General features: G+C 38.7%; 14 protein-coding genes. 12 read left to right on the top strand and 2 right to left on the bottom strand.

Features of this window, described 5'->3' with window-relative positions:
* Positions 1-8: 8 nt before the first annotated feature.
* Both DX130_RS04510 and DX130_RS04505 read right to left on the bottom strand, forming a co-directional pair.
* Positions 9-974 (bottom strand): phage lytic cycle repressor MrpR family protein, encoded by a 966-nt coding sequence (locus DX130_RS04510; protein WP_116043178.1) that lies wholly within the window; start codon positions 972-974, stop codon positions 9-11.
* A 16-nt stretch (positions 975-990) separates the two neighbouring features.
* Positions 991-2,319 carry a DNA sulfur modification protein DndB gene (locus DX130_RS04505; RefSeq protein WP_116043176.1) on the bottom strand — a complete coding sequence of 443 codons (1,329 nt, stop codon included), beginning with the start codon at positions 2,317-2,319 and terminating at the stop codon, positions 991-993.
* Between the two features lie 208 nt (positions 2,320-2,527).
* Here DX130_RS04505 and DX130_RS04500 point away from each other — a divergent pair, with 208 nt between their 5' ends.
* From DX130_RS04500 to DX130_RS04445, 12 genes are all read left to right on the top strand, one after another.
* Positions 2,528-2,758 (top strand): hypothetical protein, encoded by a 231-nt coding sequence (locus DX130_RS04500; protein ID WP_116043174.1) that lies wholly within the window; start codon positions 2,528-2,530, stop codon positions 2,756-2,758.
* A gap of 170 nt (positions 2,759-2,928) precedes the next feature.
* Positions 2,929-3,114 (top strand): hypothetical protein, encoded by a 186-nt coding sequence (locus DX130_RS04495; protein ID WP_116043172.1) that lies wholly within the window; start codon positions 2,929-2,931, stop codon positions 3,112-3,114.
* 22 nt (positions 3,115-3,136) lie between these two features.
* Positions 3,137-5,713, top strand: a complete 2,577-nt coding sequence (locus tag DX130_RS04490; RefSeq protein ID WP_116043171.1) for a hypothetical protein — start codon at positions 3,137-3,139, stop codon at positions 5,711-5,713.
* 231 nt (positions 5,714-5,944) lie between these two features.
* Entirely contained in the window at positions 5,945-6,676 is a 732-nt protein-coding gene (locus DX130_RS04485) for a hypothetical protein (RefSeq protein WP_116043169.1), read from the top strand.
* Between the two features lie 16 nt (positions 6,677-6,692).
* Positions 6,693-7,445, top strand: a complete 753-nt coding sequence (locus DX130_RS04480; RefSeq protein WP_116043167.1) for a hypothetical protein — start codon at positions 6,693-6,695, stop codon at positions 7,443-7,445.
* A gap of 96 nt (positions 7,446-7,541) precedes the next feature.
* Positions 7,542-8,081 (top strand): hypothetical protein, encoded by a 540-nt coding sequence (locus DX130_RS04475; protein WP_133297890.1) that lies wholly within the window; start codon positions 7,542-7,544, stop codon positions 8,079-8,081.
* A 10-nt stretch (positions 8,082-8,091) separates the two neighbouring features.
* Positions 8,092-8,544: a hypothetical protein gene (locus DX130_RS04470; protein WP_116043163.1), complete on the top strand. Its 453-nt coding sequence runs from the start codon at positions 8,092-8,094 to the stop codon at positions 8,542-8,544.
* A gap of 88 nt (positions 8,545-8,632) precedes the next feature.
* Entirely contained in the window at positions 8,633-13,897 is a 5,265-nt protein-coding gene (locus DX130_RS04465; protein WP_116043161.1) for a phage tail tape measure protein, read from the top strand.
* Between the two features lie 39 nt (positions 13,898-13,936).
* On the top strand, positions 13,937-14,536 hold the full coding sequence (locus DX130_RS04460) for a distal tail protein Dit (protein ID WP_116043159.1): 600 nt from the start codon (positions 13,937-13,939) through the stop codon (positions 14,534-14,536).
* Between the two features lie 23 nt (positions 14,537-14,559).
* A complete protein-coding gene (locus DX130_RS04455) occupies positions 14,560-15,195 on the top strand; it encodes a hypothetical protein (protein ID WP_116043157.1) in 636 nt (211 codons plus the stop codon).
* 8 nt (positions 15,196-15,203) lie between these two features.
* Entirely contained in the window at positions 15,204-15,842 is a 639-nt protein-coding gene (locus DX130_RS04450) for a phage tail family protein (protein WP_116043155.1), read from the top strand.
* Between the two features lie 20 nt (positions 15,843-15,862).
* Positions 15,863-19,786, top strand: a complete 3,924-nt coding sequence (locus DX130_RS04445) for a phage tail spike protein (RefSeq protein ID WP_116043153.1) — start codon at positions 15,863-15,865, stop codon at positions 19,784-19,786.
* Positions 19,787-19,808: the final 22 nt, after the last annotated feature.

Raw genomic sequence — 19,808 nt, 5'->3', positions numbered from 1 at the left:
GTTTCCCTTTAGGATATATCATAAAGCTCTTTTATGGTTCTTTCATTTAAAAAGTCATCCTTATAGCGTCTCAATGTTATTTCATTGAAATTAAATTGTTCAGCTATTTCTTTATAGCCTTCTTTGTTCAATTTTCCATCTAGCAATAATTGTTTTGCTTTAGCCAGCATTCCTGAATACATGACCGAAGTAGGATTTAATTTAGGCTCATCAAAGTATTCAGCCACTGTTGAATATCTACGATAAACAACCATTCCATCTGCTTCTTGAGTATTTTTCACACCGATATCAACGGAGCGAACAATAAACTCGTTGCTTATCAATTGGGCTGTTTCCGATTTTATCCCTTTTTCAGGATTTCCATTGCTTTTAATAAACTCTTCTTCTTTCACTGCTTGTTGACATAGCCTGATGAAATCATGATCGACGCCAATCATTCTTATGCTCTTGTCTTGATCTATAAGTCTTGCTGTCAATGCATCGGCATCAATATCGGTTTTCTTTAAATTCACAATTTCCGAATTTTCAGTCCCTTTTATACCGATAAATGGAGCATAAAATACCACTGCAACTTGTGCTGAAACAATGCCTTTAACCATTTCTTTCATCTCTACATCCGTCCAATAGTTTTTCTCTGGCTTGACAACGAATTGTTCCTTCCAGCGAACATCTACTGTCTCAAGAGGATTAACCCCCTCAAAGTACCCCTCATCAATTGCCCAATCTATATATCCGGAGACATATTGAACAGAAGATTTCGATGCGCTTGGTGTAGAAGCCATAAAAGTAAAAAATAACTTTCGGAGTTCTTCACGAGTAAAAGAGTAAAGCTCTTTGTTCATATCCGACTCAAAAACCTGTGTTATTTTAAATATTCTCTCCAAATTTTTTTGAGTACCCTTTTTATGAATACTGATATATTCTCTTTTAGTTTCAGCATTGTACATCTTGTCTTCATACACAATGTTCGACATTGGTATCAATCCTCTCTTAGTCCTTAAGGATATTATCCACTTGCGATTTAATATATTCTCTAATTAACGACTTTACTTTATTGCTATTTGTTTTCCCTTGTCCTCCCATTATATCGTTAAGCGGAGAACTTTCTTTGCTAAAGTTAATTTGATCAATAATTTCTACAATCTTATCCACAGGAAAGTCTTTTCCATACTTATCATACAATTCTTTGGCAATCACAATAAAGCCAACATGCATATTATGATGACTAATCCATGATGATTCCAGGTTCTTAATTCTGTTCTTAACTAGTTCCGCGTCATAGGAAGGAATTAAATATTCATAGAACTTTTTTAATACATCTTGAATATCGTAACGATCCTTTGTATTTTCTGGCTCAAAAATTTCTTGAATCGCTTCTGATAAAACAGCAAAATTAGTAATAGAAATCTTTTTATCTACCGCTGTTTTTATTTCTATTCTATTTTGAAGCACAGGAATGGTCATCAAATACTTCGCAATCTCTTGGCCGTACTCTTCACCACCATAGTACTTCGTTAATGTTTTGTCGAAAGGATTTACTGTGTTTGTAATCGCAAGCAGCTTTTGCGCCTTCTCTAGAGGATAATGCTTCAGATCAATGTTCATGTATCCTTCGTAATCAGGATCTTCTTCTATCATTCGTATAACAGCTTCTAACCGATGTGCCCCATCGATAATATTTAGAGTAGAGTTTTTATATATGGTGAGTTCACCATTATCAAAGCTAATACTGCTGTTGCCATCTACAAGTACATTAAATAACAATGTTGAAGGATTATATTTGCCTTCTTTCATAAGCTTCATTATATTATTAACACTTGCGTTTTTAATATTTCTTTTCTTTATTATTTTCCCTGTTTTTGAGATCGTTTTTTTAGCCAGACGCTGAGTATCAAAGTTATATGTAAGCAAACCGCAATTGGCTAAAGCAGCCAAATCCTTGTACGAGATTGCAGTTAGGTAATCTTCATTAGTTACTCTAATGACAGGACTAAACGTATACGGAAAAGTAATTTCCTCTGGTTTAGAAAACATGAAGTGATTAATAGCTTTTATCGTTTTATTATTAAAATAATTTATGACAGATAGATTTTCTTTCTGAGTAATGATATACATTGCATGAATAAATACTGCTAACTCCTCGTTAGAAAGAAGTCCAGCCTTTTCAGGATTGGCCACCAATTCTATAAATGACCCTCTCATCATTTGATGATTTTCAACTAAATAATCTTCTATCATTCGCTGTTGATTTCTATGTTTCGCAATTGAAGAGAGCTCTTCTGAAAGGACCTCATACACATTTTTCTCTTCCGTTTCCATCAATATCAACTCCTTCAAATACAAATTTTCATTCCATTGATGATTATAGCATAAGAATATGCAAAAAAAAATACGTCCACCATTCGCATACAGCCTTTATTATCACGCCATTTAAGCGAACATATGTTTGCTTAATGCAGTGAATCATGCTATGATTACCCTAGAAATGACTCGTTAAATTAAACTAGACTGTAAGGAGATGATTGCTATGAATCCCAACTTTTACGTAGCTGGAAGACTTATTGTTCCTATTTACCTCAAGGTACAAGAATCTTGTACAGAGTTTGCTGTTCATACAGCTCATACAACAATCAACACGAATACTGTTTCCGTATTTCAAGGAAATATTCACACCTGGGACGGCAAAGAATATCCCATAATCGCAAATAGACTCCATATTGAATGGTATGAAACCATAAAAAAAGAGGACATCATTTAATAACTTAAGGGACATTCACTGTCCCTCCTCTTTAAACTCAATTGACTTTTATTTCTGAAAAATGATAGATTGTCATCGTAAAATAATAACATTCTTCATTCTTAATTTAGACCATATTTATCTCAAGGGGTGAACCACTACTATGTTCGATTACTTAAAGGAGAATCCATATGAAAATTTATATCAAAACCGGCCTATCGAAACTTAGTTATCAAGATTTATATTATGACGGATTTTTAGGATATGGGGAAAGCTTTGATGAAGACACTTTAGAAATTATAAAGTTACACGATTACTGGAGACTTGTGTACAACTCGCAAAAGAAACAGTATGAGTCTGACGATCATGCATACTAACAACTAACACATACAGACTGGAGTGAGCAATTTGAAAGAACTAATGAATTCCGTGTACATACCATCAATAGAAGGAGCCGATATATTTAATCACATGTTTAGAGACAGGAAACTAGAGCTCAAATATATCGGCATGCTACCTCCTAGTCTGGAGCTTAAACAGTTAATCAAAACAGGATTAAAATACAAAGTAAAAAAAGAAAATGACAAATGGCTTTCTTCAGACATTATTAATGTAAAATTTAATGTTAAAGTGGCATCAGGAAAGTCAATTATAAAAAAAATTTCAAACAAGCTGCTTACTGAGCTTGATGAGGAGTACAAAAACAAGTTAAAAGAATTTATTAAAACGATTGAATTAGAATCCGTACTCCCTAAATGGGACGAAATATCGAGTGAACAACTACGAGTGAAATTATATACAGATGGCTTTATTTTAAATGGTATCCGCTATAAAGTGTATAAACGCTCCAGCTCCAAATCACGAATAGGTCAATGTTTATTCATTAAGGAGAAGTTATATGACTCCATGATGAACTGGGGCCGTTTAGGATTGAATTTTATAATAGACAAACAAATGGATTACCCCTCTCTACTTGCATATGAAAGTTTAGTGGGATCAGCAATCGAGAGAACGATCAGAATAGACCCAAAAAACATATTAATTGTAAACGACGTTGAAAGTAAGTTTCTACAACAATCAAATGTAATTCGATCAAGCAAAAATGGTTTTTTAAATAGTTTTGAAGAAGATACTTGGATTACGAATAGTCTGTTTGATGGCGAGTCATTATTGGACAGCTCTTACTTTGACGATAACAAGAGCATGCTTCTACTTCGCAACCATATGTTTAAAAGCGCTGCGTTTAACTGCAACGTTCAATTATTTCTAAAAGAACATTGTCCTTCAGATATCAACTACGATGACTGGGAGATTCCAAGCATGTTTGAGGGGGTAAAGTTGCGCGCGAAAGATGTTCATTTCATTGTTACGCCTAGCAGTCTGAAAGCTTTGAAATTCAGTTCATTGCTTGGTACGGAGAAAGAAATGTGGACGCACTGGAAAAAAGTCATATACGCTGACAACTGCATCTTCGGAATTTGCAAGAACGAAAAACCATCAAAACAAGGACACGATGATACAGGCTTTATTTTGCAACAGACTAGCTATCAAATGCTCAACTCACTCCCCCTTTCACAATCTGACATGAACCACTTGTGTCATTATGAGAAACAGATTATAACGCGTCTCAAAAACGACGATTCGTATTTCATTGATTATATAAGCAACCATTCAAATAAAGTGAATAGCCATGCTATGTTCGCAGATTTATATAAACATAATAGTGATATTGTAAACACCAAGATTTTTAGGAATTTTAGAAAAGATGTTATCAATAGTCATGTCACTCATGTGAAAAATGGAAAAATCCGTTTGCGAGGCGACTATTGTGTGCTGCTCGGCAATCCAATTGAGTTTCTGTTACACAGTATTGGACGATTCGAATCTAATATAGAAAGTCAATCATTAAAACAAAATGAAGTTTACACAAAGTTATTTGATTTTAAAGAATTAACGGCATTCCGCAACCCTCATACAAGCCCGAGTAACGTTCTAGTTGTAAAAAATACACCTAATTTTGAGATTGAGAAATATTTTAATCTAAGCCCAAACATCGTATGTGTCAATGCCATTCAATTCCCGCTTCAAGATATCTTATCTGGCTGTGATTATGATTCAGATACAGTATTATTAATTGATAATGACCAGATGTTATCGTTGAGCAAGCGTGTATTCGGAAAGTATAAGGTCTGCGTCAATCATGTAACAAGCAGCAAAATAAAATATCAGATGACGAATTATGATATGGCCATCATTGACAATGAGTTGTCCAAAAGCCAGCGTTACATTGGTCGTACCGTCAATATAGGTCAGCTTTGTATGTCTACCTACTGGCATCTCCTAAATAAAGGACACACCCAAAAAGAACTAAAAAACCTTCTAAAAAAAATTGATGTAGTGACTGTCTTATCAGGTATCTGTATCGATTTAGCGAAGAAGATGTTCAATATTAATATCAGTCAAGAAATTAAGTATATAAGTGAAGCACAAGAATTAATGAAAGAAAAACCGCTGTTTTGGAAATACGTATCTCAGAATGAGACTATTCAAACCGCAGCCTATGACTGTCCAATGGATTACTTGTATAACGAAATGAACCAATTAAAAATAGCCGACTACCGAAAAAATATAGACTTTAATCAGTTACTGCTTCATAAGGAGCTAAAAAAAGCCGATAGAAAACAGCTTGCTAAAATATTTGAATACATAGAGACCATGTGTCTGACTATCAATCAAGCCTTTGCAAGCTCCATCCCTTCAGATGAGCGAGATCGAATAATCGAAGACATTATTCGCTATTATCAATTCTATGTAGGCAGGCTAAAAATCAATCCTAATACGATGTTTTCATTATTAGAAAAAGTGATCCGAGATGAACAAAGAGTAAAAATCACGACCAAGCTTATGAATGTACTATATAATACCCATAAAGAAATGTTTCTCCATGCATTCCGCCCAAAAACTCCACACTATTAAGAATTAAAAATACGAAAATCATTGATAATATAAGGTTTTCTTTATTTTTAAAGTGTCGCCATATGATAGAGGTGTATTCCCTAGCTCTAATCACATTACCGAATGAAGGAGGTTTCAGATGAAAATCGACAAAGTGTCCACCAGGATTAGGAACACACTTGCAGCAAAAGGTATTGTTGGTTTTGGCAAACTGTCCGCTAAACTAACCAAGCCCTACCCCGACAATCGTTTATGAACCAATACAGCAGTCTTGTAAAAGTATTTGAGGACAGCGTAAGCATCAATCAAGTTGGCGTTCTAAAATTTCCGACCGTTCGGGACTACGTAAAATTAGGAGAAGAAAAATACACTACATATCTTTATCCTTTCAGACTCTCCTTGGATATTTTCGATATTCAACCAGAGCACAAGGACAATATCTCTTTATTTGATTTATTTTTCATTCCTACTCTTACCGTAACCCTCGGTTCTCGTAAGCTTACCTATTTGGAACTATTGGTCGAATCTCTACAATTTTTCTTCAATGAAGACGTGAAATGTTTAATGGAATCATTTAGCATCAGAATTGGACAGCAAGGAATGATTGATCGCAACAACTTTGATGAAGTAACCCGTTCCATACTTGAAATAACGAACATGGAAAAAATCAAAGTCGAGCCGCCGCCCGAGTTCAAATCGGACCGTCATAAAGATATTTATCACAAAATTATGGAAGGCCGATCTCGACGCTCAACAAAAGACGAATTAAATATGGCTACAGTCATCAATACCGTCATGCATGGCAGCAGGTCCTTTATTCCTTATGAATCCATTAAAAACATGACATTGAATCAATTACTGAATAGTTATAAAACTATTTTGGAGATTGATTCTTTTTTTATCAACTTTAAACAAGCCCTGGTAGGTGCAGATACGAAAAAAATCGATCTCACCCATTGGGCCAATAAAATTAAATTAACCTAAAAGGAGATTCAAAACTATGAACTATGGTATTAAAGACGCAGCTAACCTAACAATCCGCAAGAAGTCCGATAAAGGTATTTTCCTCTATACCCCTTACGCAAATGTAACGACAAATGAATGGACCAGCGATCAGGTATATGCCAATGTAAAAGGCTCCCGCGCTATTCGGTGGGATAATAACAAGCAAGGCAAACTTACAGTTTCGTTGGAAGTATTTGACCTCAAATGGTTGGCGATGCTTGCAGGTGCAGATTGGAGCAAAGGCAAAACAGATATGTTCGTCCGTAAAGAACTTACTGCTGATGCTGCTAACAGCATTACACTGCCTTCGACGCCAAAAGCCGGCTCTGTCTCTATCTTCCAACTGTTGGATGATAAGGTCACTCACGCTGAGGAGCAGCTTGTAGGCGATCCTACTCAAAATGAGAATGAGTATTCCCTGACAGGACAAAAAATTACGCTGAATGCTGCAACAGCTCCTGAAAACGCTGTGTTTGTTGTTTACTATCAAGCAGAAACGGCAGTCACTGCGAAGACACTGGAAATTAAGGCGAATAAACATCCTGAAGCCTTCGAAATTATTGGCGATACGTTCATCCGTCCAAAAGATGGCGGAGAGGACGAGTTTGTACAAATGTTTTATCCAAATGCACGCCCAGTTTCCAACTTCACGATTACAATGGATTCTGGCAACGTTACGAATCTGGAGATCGTATTCGACCTATTCCCGGATGCCGATCAAAATCTTGCTGTCTACACCCTCCTTTAAGAACGATACACTCGTTTAAAGCACCCTATTCTGAAGAAGGCAGCAGTGGATTCCCTTCCCTGCTGTCTTCTTTACTTTCCAGGAGTTGATATTCAATTGAAACGAAAACCTAAAAAAATGTCCGTTGTTCAATTGGTCCAAGAAGCAAAAGAATATGATGTACTTAAAAAAGTATCATTAGATAATGGCTTCTACACTGAAATATATACACACTTTTCAAATGTTCGTATAGATGATGCCTTGGAAGATTACAGTAGCTTTATTGCAGAATATAGCAAGCACCACCCTATGAAAGAAAGAAAAATGATTGACTATATCAATCTTCATATTCTGTTATGGTTTACAACGCTTGCCGATTCTCAAGACTATTCGTACGAAGACAAAATCCAACTCTTCGAATTGATTCTTAAAAGCAAGTATGCTGAACAGATCTTCCAAGCTTTTGATTCTGATGATATTCAAAATTTCTATCAGCGTATATTCAAGAAACTTGAAGCTATTCAGGAACTGGCCGCATCGAATGAAGAAGTTCGTGCCCAGTTTATTGAAAGCGTCAAAAGCTTGAATATTGAAAACAAAGAAGAAATTATGAATGTATTCTTTAAATCAGACCCAGATCTTAATAAATCAAAATAGGAGCTCCACTATGAAAAAAATTAAGTTTTTTATTCACGAACTAGAGTATGCCCTTCTATTTCTGTATGAGCTCAAATTAATCGATTATCATTCCCGTATGAAAACCCGATTTATAAAACTGTTAACGGATCGATTCCAACAATATAAAGAAGAGTATCTTGAACTCGTAAAAGAACATGCACATTTGGATGAAAACGGCGAGCCTCTCTTGATCGAAGACGGTTCACATAACCGTTATGACATTAAGGATATGGACAAATTTAAATTGGCCCTTATCCCCCTCTTGGAGGAAGAATTTATTATTGATATCAATGAACATAATCAAAAAATGATTCAGAGCGTCACTGAATCTATTCTTCATTGCGGCTTATCTTTTGGAGGCCAGGATCAGTTTCTTTACGAATCTCTCTGCAGCAAATTTGAGGAGTTGCTGGAAGCAGAGTGTTCAAACAAGTCTAATTAAATACCATTTCAAAAATGATTTAGTGGAGAGGAATCATTCATATTTGACTGCTCCACTTTTTTGAGCCACGAAAGAGGTGTAATCAAATATGTCAGAATCAAATCGAATTAAGTTGCCTGCTGATTTAAACCGCGATGTATCCGTGCAAAATATTAATAGAAGTATTAGAGCCATTGAAAGAAATCCCTTACTTAAAGCCATTCGAGTTAAACTTGATGTTAACCAAAATCAACTGGATCAATTAAAGAACTTTATGAACCCTACAGCTAATCAAGCTGTTGAAAAAGATGCGCCTGCAACGGAAACGAAGAAAAAAGCGTTGAGCAGCATTAATAAAGGCATCCAGCATATTCCTGCCTGGTTTGAAACTGCACGCTTTCTGCTAGGTCCGTTAATAGATGGAATGAAAGCAGCCATTCAAACTATTGTTGAAGTCGATAACCAGATCATCGAGTTGAAGCGAAGCATGAATGAAGAAACAAACTTTGACAACCTGCTTCGCAAAAGCTCCGAGCTGGCAAAGGAGCTTGGCCGTTCGCTTACGGATGTTAATCAGGTGATGATCGAGCTCGCTCAGCAGGGCTTTAACGAAGATCAAATGCTAAGCCTGGCAAACTCCGTAACCGTTGCCCAAAATGTCAGTAAGTTAGACACCAAGGAAGCTATTGATACCATTGCCACCGCAATGTCTACTTTCAATATTGAAGCTGATAAATCCATAGGAATTGTTGATAAGCTCGTTGCCGTTAACTCCAGCTTTTCCGTAGCATCCAATGAACTTGCACAAGCTCTGCAGCTTACATCCAGCACGGGAGACGCCTTTGGTGTTTCACTTGAAAACCTGCTTGGGGATGCGACCGCTATCATGCAAGTGACCAAGGAGTCTGGCAATGTCACAGGCGATGCTCTGAATACGATTTACTCCCGTTTGACCACGGTCGAACCTGCGGTTGAGACACTTAAGAAATTAGGTATTAACATTTCCCAATCCAATGGTTTGTTTAAGACTTCCACACAAATCTTGGATGAGGTAGCACATAAATTCGGAGCATTAAATGATGGGGCAAAGCTGAATGCCTCTATTATGCTTGCAGGACGAGAGCATCATAAACAGTTTCTCGCGTTAATGGACAACCGCAATGTTGCACATGAAGCTGCAGCTAAAGCAATGTATTCTGAAGGCAGCGCTATGAATGAACAGACAGCATATATGCAGTCCTATGAGGGACGAATTATTCAAATGAAGGCCGCCTGGCAAGAATTTTCGCTTGCAATGGGCAATGCCGTCTTAAGTGACTCTTTAATTATGATAACTTCCGCGTTAACTGAAATGGCTAACATATTTAGCTCGGTTGTCAGAAATGTAGGTTTACTTCCTCCTGTTTTAGGTACTGTGGCAACCGTGCTCGCATTATTGAGCCCAAATTTCAGAACAGCTACTATTGCAGTTATAACTTTTGGCAACGGCATAAAAGCATTAGGGATCACGGCAAAAAGTGCAACGATGGCTCTTCGTTCATTAGGAGCTGCAACGGTAGTCGGCGCTGTATTTGTTGCAATTGGCTTTGCTCTTGAGGGCCTTATGAAGCTATTTAGCAAGTCAAAGGAATCTCACGAAGATTACTTTGCATCATTACAGCAGAATATGAACGAGACGAGCCAAAGTATAGTCAGTCTCAACGAGTTGCAACGAAAATTACATGATAGTAAGATCTCTCAAGAGGAATTGCAAAACACTTATAAACAGCTTGGTTCCATCATGCCTGAAGTGATTAGTCATTATGATGAACATGGCAATATCGTCTATAAGAGTAAAGAAGCGATTGACGAATTAATTAAAACGCAAAGAGAGCTTTATGCACTTCAACAGAAAAATGCTGTATTTAAAATGAAAGATTCTGTCTCTGGGATGACAGAAGAGATAGAGAAGAGCAACACCAAAAAAAATAAGTTGGCCAAGCAACACAATGAAATGCTAGCTCGAGCAGAATCTTATAACGTCATTAAGCAATACGGCGATGATACAAATATACTTGGATTCGGACCAAATTCCTTAAATGATTTAAAAGCATTAAAAGAAGAACTTGAAAGTATTTATAGCCAGCGTGGACTGGAAGGCTCTATCCTATCGGGCAATTATTCAGAGAGCCATCAAGTAAGACGATTATATGAAGTCATAAATGATGGCAGTCTCGAGAATTTACGAACAAGATTGTCCGAAATTGATAATGAAATCGATGAACATAAACTCAAGATCCTACAAAATGCAGAAGAGTACAACAAATATCTTAAACTCGTAGGCCAAGCCGAATTTACATCCGACAGCGACCTGAACTTATCTTCATTTTTCAACCAATTGGCTGATGCATTTACGAATCATGAATCCTTCTCAACAAAAACTAAAGCAGAACTCGATACATTTTCCGACAGCTATCAATCCACGATAAGCAGTGTTGCTGCCTATATTAAAGATAATCAAATTGACATTTCCCAAGTGCTGCAAACTGGGAATATGGACGAACTAAAAAATGCATTCCCGCTATTAGCAGAACAGTTCGGTGTGCTCTCAACATCCATACAGAAGTCTGCCAGTACCAGTAAAACTTTATTTCCTATCTACGACGAACTTGGCAACCACATTGGTAATGTAAGTAGTAAGTCAGATGCCGCTGCCAAAGGAATTAGGATTCTCGATACTCAACTGGACTCGGCTACAGGTGCTGTCAAGTATGTAGGAAAAATGGTTGATTCCAAGGAAGCTATGGAAGACCATAACCGAAAGCTGCAAGAAACCGTAAACTCGATTTCTAAACTGGAAACTGCATACAATACGTTACAAAGCGGACAAGAGCTCTCGCTTAGCTCTACACTAAGTCTTATTGAAGAATTCCCTGAACTTCTGTCATACGTCGACGAACATACAGGTGCATTAAAATTAGAAGGAAATGTAATTGAGGAAATTGCAAACCAACGCAGAAAAGCACGACTTGAGGAAATTAAAGATCGCCTTGAAGATCTTAAAAGTACCCATAGTGAATTGGAAACCAAGCGTCAGATGTATTTGCAGTTTTATCAAGCCATGGCTGGCCGTTTGCCTGGTAATTTATTACTAGCTATTCAAGAAAAAATGTTTTCTAAGGAAGAAAATGAAAAATACGATGATTATCAAAACAAAGTTGCTCTATTAAATGGACAAATTTCTGCATTGTCCAAAGAGATCGTTTTCAAAAGCCCCTCCGGAAAAGGTGGCGGCTCCTCTTCTACTTCTTCGGCAATTTCCGATGATCCGAAGAGCAAGGATATTACAGAGGCCAAGATAAACTCTATTAACAATCTGGCTCTCACGCAACAGAAGGTAAACGAGTTGCTGGAGCAAAGCATCTCTAAAGAAGAAGCTTACTCCAATCAAATTCAGAAAACGAGCAAATTAATCTCTGGCAAGACAGAAGAAATGAAGCTTCTTCAAGAAGCTAATAAAGAGTTACTTAATGAACAGAAGCTGCTTGATAAGAAGAATACTTATAGCACGCCTATCTCCGACTGGTATGATCAGAATGGCAATGCCAGCGAGGATTTTATTGAGCTATATAATAAACTAACCTCAGGGAAAGCCCAGGACAGCCTTCAGGAATTATTCGATAAATATAAAAAATACGATGATGCCATTAAATCCAATAAATCCAGTATTGCAGACTTAACCAAAGAGAACGCAAATTTGTTAGCCTCTCTGGATGAGCTAAAGCTTGCTTATACGCAAAACTACTTGAACAACCGCAACGCTGAGGTCGATAGCTATAACCAGAAGCTTAAGAAATCACGACAGGTTCAGTCCACTTATGAGGAAAATTCGCCGCTCTGGATTAAAGAACAAGAAAAACAAATTAAGCTTTTGAATGAAAAGAAACAAGCTCTTCATGAAGAAAATAACTGGATACGCGCAAGACTGGAAGCCAACAAATCAGCCCAAAATTCCGAGAAATTAACCGCAGACCAATTGGAGTTGCTTAACAAGCAATTAGAAGCAAACTCTGACGCCTGGTACGACACGGTAAATGCGATTACATCCGCTACTAAGTCCATGGATAACTTTCGAGAAAAAAGCGCGGACAAGATCTTAGCAGATTACAAAAAAATGCAAGAGCAACAGCGTGATATCGAACTTGCAGTAATCGATGAGCGAATGAAAAATGAAGATAAACGTCATAAAAGTGCAATGGACGGTTATAAGAAAGAACGCGATGCTCTAAAAGAAATCGTGGATGCACAATTAAAGGACATGAACCGCTCCAATGCGTCTGATGACTATGATCGAGAAATTAACAAACTCCTTGAAGAAGAGTCGCAAATTCAAAAGAAAATAAATGAAATTAGCCACAATAACTCTTATGAAGATAAGGCTAAAAGAAAAGCATTAGAAGAGCAACTAACCAACATACAAGAGCAAATTGAAGATAAGCAACGTGAACGAGGCAGAACTCTGCAAAAAGAAGCTCTCGATGATTTGCTGGAGGATCGTGAGAAGCATATCGACAATCTGGAGCAGATTGAAGATACTCACCATCAGAATACCAAAGACGCGCTTACGGATGAAAAAGAGAACCGGCAGATTCATTGGAAGGCTCTGCTTGAAGATGAAAGATCGTTCTATAACCTCAAGCAACAATTGTTAAGCAACGATGCACTGGTCGTAGAGTCCGCCTTAAGTCGGATACGCGGGGAATATGATCTGTTCTTCTCGTATTTACGTTCTCAATCAGAATTTCTAGGAGATATGTTCGGCACCATCGCATCCAATACAGAGCTTGATTACGCTAATCTTAAACAAATGCCCTCCCCCCCTGCTGCCAATCAAAAGAGCCAGAAGGAAAAAGCCTGGGAAGAATACCTCTCCAACAAAAAGAAAGCGGAAGCCATTAAAAATACATCTGATCCAGAATTCCAAAGACTTAAGGCCATAAATACAGAGCTTCGGAAAAGATGGGGATTCCAAGATGGAAGCTATGAACAATTAAAGAACATTAAAAATTATCATCAAGGCGGAGAAGTCGGTGTTGAAGGCACCACTACTCAGAACTGGTGGGAAAACACGCTTCGATCGAATGAAGAGCTTGCTGTTCTTAAAAAAGGCGAGGTTGTGCTTCATAACCCGCTATCCTTTATTAAAGATATACCGATTCGATTAATGAACACGGTAACAGGGCTAGCTTCAAAAACGCAAGAAGCTGCTGCTTCTTCAGGTACCATTATTGAAAACATAAGCGTGGTGTTGCAAGGTACTGTCCAGGACGGTTCTAATTTCTCCGACTTATTTGTAGATGGCCTTAATCGCAAAGGAATTCGTATTGGCCGTTAAACATTTTTTATTTTAAATCTTGAATTTGGATGTGATGTAGTGACGATTCATGATTCAGCTTACTTCACCTTTAACTCTATTCGTTCAAAGGACTTGAGCATGCTTAATGTTTCGCTTGATGGAAATATGCAAGAAGAGTATTTGGCAGCCTCTCAATCCATCCTGGAAGATAAAATCAGAGGTAGACATAAGCCTTATTTTCAAGGTATAGCAAAAAAGCCGCTTGAGCTAACCGTTCATTTTGCTTTTGAAAATGGTTGGGATGCAGAAGAACTGCGCTCCATACGTAGATGGCTGACCGAACCTGCTTATTATGTACCGCTTACCTTCTCTAATGATCCGGAGAAAATTTATTATGTTTTATATAGTGATGATCCCCATTTGCTGCATAACTCAGCAGCACAAGGATATGTAACTCTACGTTTTAGGTGCAATGACTCATATGCCTATTCCCCACTTATGACTTCTCAAGTCTATGATTGGACTGAACAGATGCATACGATCAACCACAATGAGTTTCATGCCGGTGATCGATTAGGAACAACCCTCGACTCTTCAGGACAACTCACATTAACGCCTAATGTATTTAAATGGAGTGATCTCCCTGTTAACGGCGTATGGAGTGACATCTTCAAATAATCTAGAAAGGCAGGTAAATCATCATGTCAACAATAACGCAAACCTTAAAATTGATAAAACCGGAACTAAGCGATAATGGCCGGCAGACAATATTGGATCTTGCTTCCAACATGGATAAGCTAGATGAAGCAGCTGATATCTATTCCTCGACCAATCCGGAATCCGGTTACTGGAGCAAACAAAAGAAAATATATTATACCAATCCCCAGATTGGCGGATACGTTGGTGCTGTGAACATACGTTCCGGACAAGCTGCGCCTAAATGGACATCACTGCGACGTGTTCTTGTCGGTGATCCCATGATCCCTACACAAGATAACGGGCATTATTATGTCTGTACCCAGTCAGGCTATACGGCGCCATTTGAACCTACATGGCTGGTTGCTGCAAATTCTATTACAGAAGATGCGAAAAACAAATCAGAGTGGAAGCCTCAGCATGCTTATCGCCAATATGATATTGTTGTGCCGAATATCCCTAACGACCGTTTCTATGTATGCACAGTATCCGGAACATCCGGTACAACTGAACCTACATGGACGACCACCGATGGAACGGCCACTAGTGATGCCAATGTCGTATGGATGGCCTATCGAATCGTAAAATGGAAAGAATCCGGCGTCGCCGCCCAATTCCGGCCATTCGGAAAGATTGAGTAGGTGCCCTTATGTTAACCTGGCTAGATTTATTCGGCATGAAAGGTTACTACCAATCTGAGCCTATTGCTTTACATGTTGATGGCGACGGAGCGATAAACCATGTGCAATGGAGCTGTATCGCACCAGCCGATACATCGGTTATCGTATTAACCTCCATCTCCTTCGACGGAGGTTATGACTGGTCAGAGTGGCGTCAAGCTGTTAACGGAGGTTCCATTCCAGATATTCAGCCTTATACGCCTATCGGAGGATTAATGTTAAGATATCGAGTGTTTTTAAGTACCACCGATTCAATGACAACTCCTATGTTCGAGGACATCACCTTTACTTTTGAACCGGTTATCGTACTTGATAATAAAGGAGATACAGCCTGTAAACCTGAAATATGGATGACTACATCAGGCGCAGGTGATTTTTCATTGATCAACACTAGTAATAGAAATAAAGAATTTAAAATCAAACAACTAAATAATAATGAAACTGTATATATCAACAACGAGCTAGAGTATATCGAGTCCGACCTGCCAATGGTCTACCGATATTCTAATTTTAACGATCAGTACATGACGCTCCCACAGGGAAAAAACATATTCCGTGTGAAAGGAAATGCGAAAGTTCAGTTCCGCTATCAATTTAAACTCATTTAACTTGGAAAGGAGGTGATAATATGTTAAGCCAGTTAGGAAATCTGGATATGTCACTTACGCCAGCTAGACCCAAACTATTCCTGGCCAAGCCTAATCGTGATATCATAGCCAAGTTATCTGAAGCCAGCCATATTAAAAAGGAGCTCTCCCTCACGGAGCTCTCTACCCTTACGTTTCAATTACCTTATTATGTAGATCAAAATAATGAACGTGTAAGAAATCGAAATGTAGATGCATTAAGAGAAAGATATCATTTAAAAGTAGTAACAGAGAATTCCTCTGACTGGTATATCATTACGAAAATCCAAGAGACCATGGGTGATCAAGGAGATTCTAAAACCGTTCAGTGCATTCATCTCCCCCAGGAATTAAATGATAAAATATTCGGCGGCTATACAGAGGATTCCCGAAACGCCAGAGAAGTGCTGGAAGACATCCTTTCGCTCACTACATCATGGAGTATCGGTTATATGGATGCAGACTACGAATTATCTTATCGTTCATGGGAGTTCCCTGATAATACGTTGTTGGATGCTGTCTTCACTGTAATAGAGAAGTATAATGCCATTGTGGAATGGGATACGGAGCATCGCAAGATAAATATGATTAAACCGGAACTGCATGGAACCAATAAACTCGGTATATTCTCTCATCAGAAATACTTAAAATCCGTGGACAAAGAATCCAATGCCGAAATTGTCGTAACCCGATTGCGACCGATCGGAAAAGATGGCCTGGGCATTGAACGGCTTACGCCTAATGGACGCCCTTATCTAGAAGACTTCAGCTACTGGATGTTTCCTTTCGAACGCGATTCTAATGGCGTGACCGTGAAGCAAAGCTATTTTATGAGCGAAGAGCTATGCCATGCTTTACTAGACTATCAGCATTTGCAGGAAAGTTATGAAGGGCAGTTCGGCGCTCTGGTAGACGTTGCCGATGAATATACTGGAACGCAAGCTGAAAGAAGAACCGAGTTAAACGAATTGAAGAATGAACTCGCTGCCATTACACAAATTCAACTTGCGCAGCAATTTGATAGCAAAATGTTTTTTGATCTGTCCACTTTTAATGGCGGCGTGAAAACCGTAAAATTCAAGATTGATCCCAAATTTCATTATGCGATATTGATCAAGCTATCTGACAGCGCCAATAAATCCGTGGCAGTTAATCAACAATCAGTTACTCTTCCCGACGGCAAGTGGGGGCTCGTTCGTAAATTAACCGGAACTAGTGAAGTAAGCGTCTCGCTTTCCGGCTCGGGACATGCGGAGTTGTTTATTCAGGTAGTCAATATAAGCAATCCTGAATACAACGCTTCCGATAATGGTCCGGCATTGATTAACAGATACAATTATGATCAAAAGAAAAGCGAAATTACGGAAAAAGAAGCGACTATCCAGCATATCCAAAATCAACTTAACGGCATTCATTCTGAGCTGAGTCTTATTCGCAATGCGCTATCCTTGCAACAAAATTTTAGTCATAGCCTTCTTAAAGAGCTTGATACTTTTATATTTGAACAAAAATATATCAATGAGTCTTTATTTGAGGATACGGACATTTTGGAGGAAGGAAAAAAAAGATTCGAAGAATACCGCATGCCTCAGCTTCACCTGAAAATCGACATTGTCAACTTCCTGGATTGCCTGGAAGAACAGCGGAATTGGTCCAAGTTATATCTCGGGGATAAATTAATCGTGAAATACGATGTATTCGATATGCTGATAGAAGCAAAAATCGTTAAAATCGACTACGATTACGAAAATTCCAATATTAGTCTCACCATTGCCAACTTCAAGGATTTGTCGACCAATCGAACCTTGCTGGAGAAGTATATATATAACTCCAACAAAACAACGACGATTGTCAACGATCATAAAGATAAATGGAATCAAGCCATTGTAGACAACAGCGACTTCAGTCGTATATTCGATCAATTCTGGGACAAGGTTACGAATCAGATTAACATGGCCGTTAATCAAACGGTCCACATTGGCGACAATGGCATTACTGTCTATGATACGCATGATCCTTTACGATTTCTGCGAATGACGAATGGAGCTATCGGGCTGACCCGAAGTGGCGGGTTGCGATACGAAACCGCGCTTACTCCAGACGGTATTATTGCTGAGATGGTGCTGGGGAAATTAATTTTGGGACAACGAGTGACGATCGGAGATGCTAATGGCATTTGGCTCACTGAAGGGCCTAAAACAACCATTACCGATCGATGCGGACGAGTCGCAATGAAGCTAGGCTTGTATGAAGAAAACCCTGACAAATTCGGCATGGTCATTCATCGGTATGATGAAGTGACGCCTTGTTCCTCCGCCCTTCTCAACCGAATTATTGCTAATTCCGAGGACGGTTTTAAGATTCAACAGTGGGATGGTCAAGAATTTAAAGATAAGTTTTACGCTGATATCAATGGCTTTCTCTTTGCAGAAGATATGACTGCTAAACGGTTGCGAATCGTATCCGGGTCGGATGAGCTTATATTGGACAGCTATACCAAATATATGAACATCGGCAAGTTCGATGAGATCATTCTTGACGGCAAGCTTACCGCAATTGAAAAGCTGCAGGTTCTGGGAGAGCGCACTCGCATCATCTCCGAGTATCAGAAGCTATTGGATCAGGCCAATACCTATAAGCAAACTACTCGCGATAGCAGTATCCGGATCGATACCGATACCTTTACAAGCTGCTATCAAGCATTATTGCTTTATCTGGCTCCCCTGCTCGCGAATATGGATGAGACCTCCGAGATTGATCGGGACGAATTCATTGCCAAATTCAAAGCGTACTATGATGAAGTAACTGCTATCATCCATGCCATTAATGACTCCATCAAGTACTCATCCGTTCAATTTGGATCATTGTTCAACCATGTGCTGATCGACTACGCCACAGGAATTACTGCAACCCGTAGCGACAACATGTATCGATCATTAATGAGCGGTACTCGAGGATTTGCTATACAACGAAACACAGCTACAGCAGATAAACCTCAATGGTCGGATGTCTTCTGGGCTGACTTGAACGGCATAGTTCATGCTCAGGGAATTAGAATCAAAGATTCATTTATAACGGATGGCGGTATCGAAGGCTCATATATCATTTTGCGTGACGGCTCTAATGGTGTCATGAAGCTTTATCCCTCTGAAGGTCTATGGGCAGGAGCGGAACAGGCTGCTGATGCTCCCTTCTGGGTTTCTCCGAAAGGAAAGCTCAAGATTGCGGGTAACGGCGGTTCCGTTCTAATTGATACAGAAGCAGGTATTATGAACCTGAACAATATCAATGTCATTGGCACGGGCCGAATTGAAGCTGATTCTATTATTGTGAATACGGCAATCGCTGGTATGGGTGTTATATCGAATCTTTCCGTGAACAAGCTGATTACATTTGGTAAAGAAGATACCGTGGGAACAGTTTCCGATTATATTCATATTGAAAATAATCAGTTGATGCTAAAAACCGGAAAAATTGATAGTCGTACTCAACTAAGCTCAAATGGAAAGCTATTATTTTGGACGGATTCAAGCAAAACAAAGGCCACAACAGACCCTACTGACTTTCCGATATGGCAATTAAAAGTTGATGAAAAGGATAAGTTTTTACTTGGTTTTGATGGCAGCGGCAATAACGCCATTCCATTTATACATATGGGACAGGGCGATGGGGTTAACGGTGATAGCGGGAAAGGTATTATTAAAAAGCCTAATGGCCAGTGGAGCTTTGTCTACCAGAACAACAACTACGCAAAAGAACGAAGGCTTTTATTTCTAAATGATGGGATGGAAATCTCTGTCGAAACGGGTTTTCTTGAGATCAAACATGACAGTGGCAGTATGATCAAGCTCAATAGCAATGGGTCGATTGATATTAACGCGAATGGTTCTATTAATTTCTCGGGGACTCAGTATAATTTTAAGTAATGATTTTACCTATACCTAGTAC

This window comes from Paenibacillus paeoniae, assembly GCF_003388735.1.
Classification (GTDB): domain Bacteria; phylum Bacillota; class Bacilli; order Paenibacillales; family Paenibacillaceae; genus Pristimantibacillus; species Pristimantibacillus paeoniae.
This window is presented reverse-complemented; position numbering and strand designations above follow the sequence as displayed.

Coding starts and splice junctions, on each gene's coding strand:
- DX130_RS04480 (WP_116043167.1), top strand. CDS start 6,693: ATGAACTATGGTATTAAAGACGCAGCTAACCTAACAATCCGCAAGAAG.
- DX130_RS04445 (WP_116043153.1), top strand. CDS start 15,863: ATGTTAAGCCAGTTAGGAAATCTGGATATGTCACTTACGCCAGCTAGA.
- DX130_RS04495 (WP_116043172.1), top strand. CDS start 2,929: ATGAAAATTTATATCAAAACCGGCCTATCGAAACTTAGTTATCAAGAT.
- DX130_RS04505 (WP_116043176.1), bottom strand. CDS start 2,319: ATGGAAACGGAAGAGAAAAATGTGTATGAGGTCCTTTCAGAAGAGCTC.
- DX130_RS04510 (WP_116043178.1), bottom strand. CDS start 974: ATGTCGAACATTGTGTATGAAGACAAGATGTACAATGCTGAAACTAAA.
- DX130_RS04450 (WP_116043155.1), top strand. CDS start 15,204: ATGTTAACCTGGCTAGATTTATTCGGCATGAAAGGTTACTACCAATCT.
- DX130_RS04470 (WP_116043163.1), top strand. CDS start 8,092: ATGAAAAAAATTAAGTTTTTTATTCACGAACTAGAGTATGCCCTTCTA.
- DX130_RS04500 (WP_116043174.1), top strand. CDS start 2,528: ATGAATCCCAACTTTTACGTAGCTGGAAGACTTATTGTTCCTATTTAC.
- DX130_RS04465 (WP_116043161.1), top strand. CDS start 8,633: ATGTCAGAATCAAATCGAATTAAGTTGCCTGCTGATTTAAACCGCGAT.
- DX130_RS04485 (WP_116043169.1), top strand. CDS start 5,945: ATGAACCAATACAGCAGTCTTGTAAAAGTATTTGAGGACAGCGTAAGC.
- DX130_RS04455 (WP_116043157.1), top strand. CDS start 14,560: ATGTCAACAATAACGCAAACCTTAAAATTGATAAAACCGGAACTAAGC.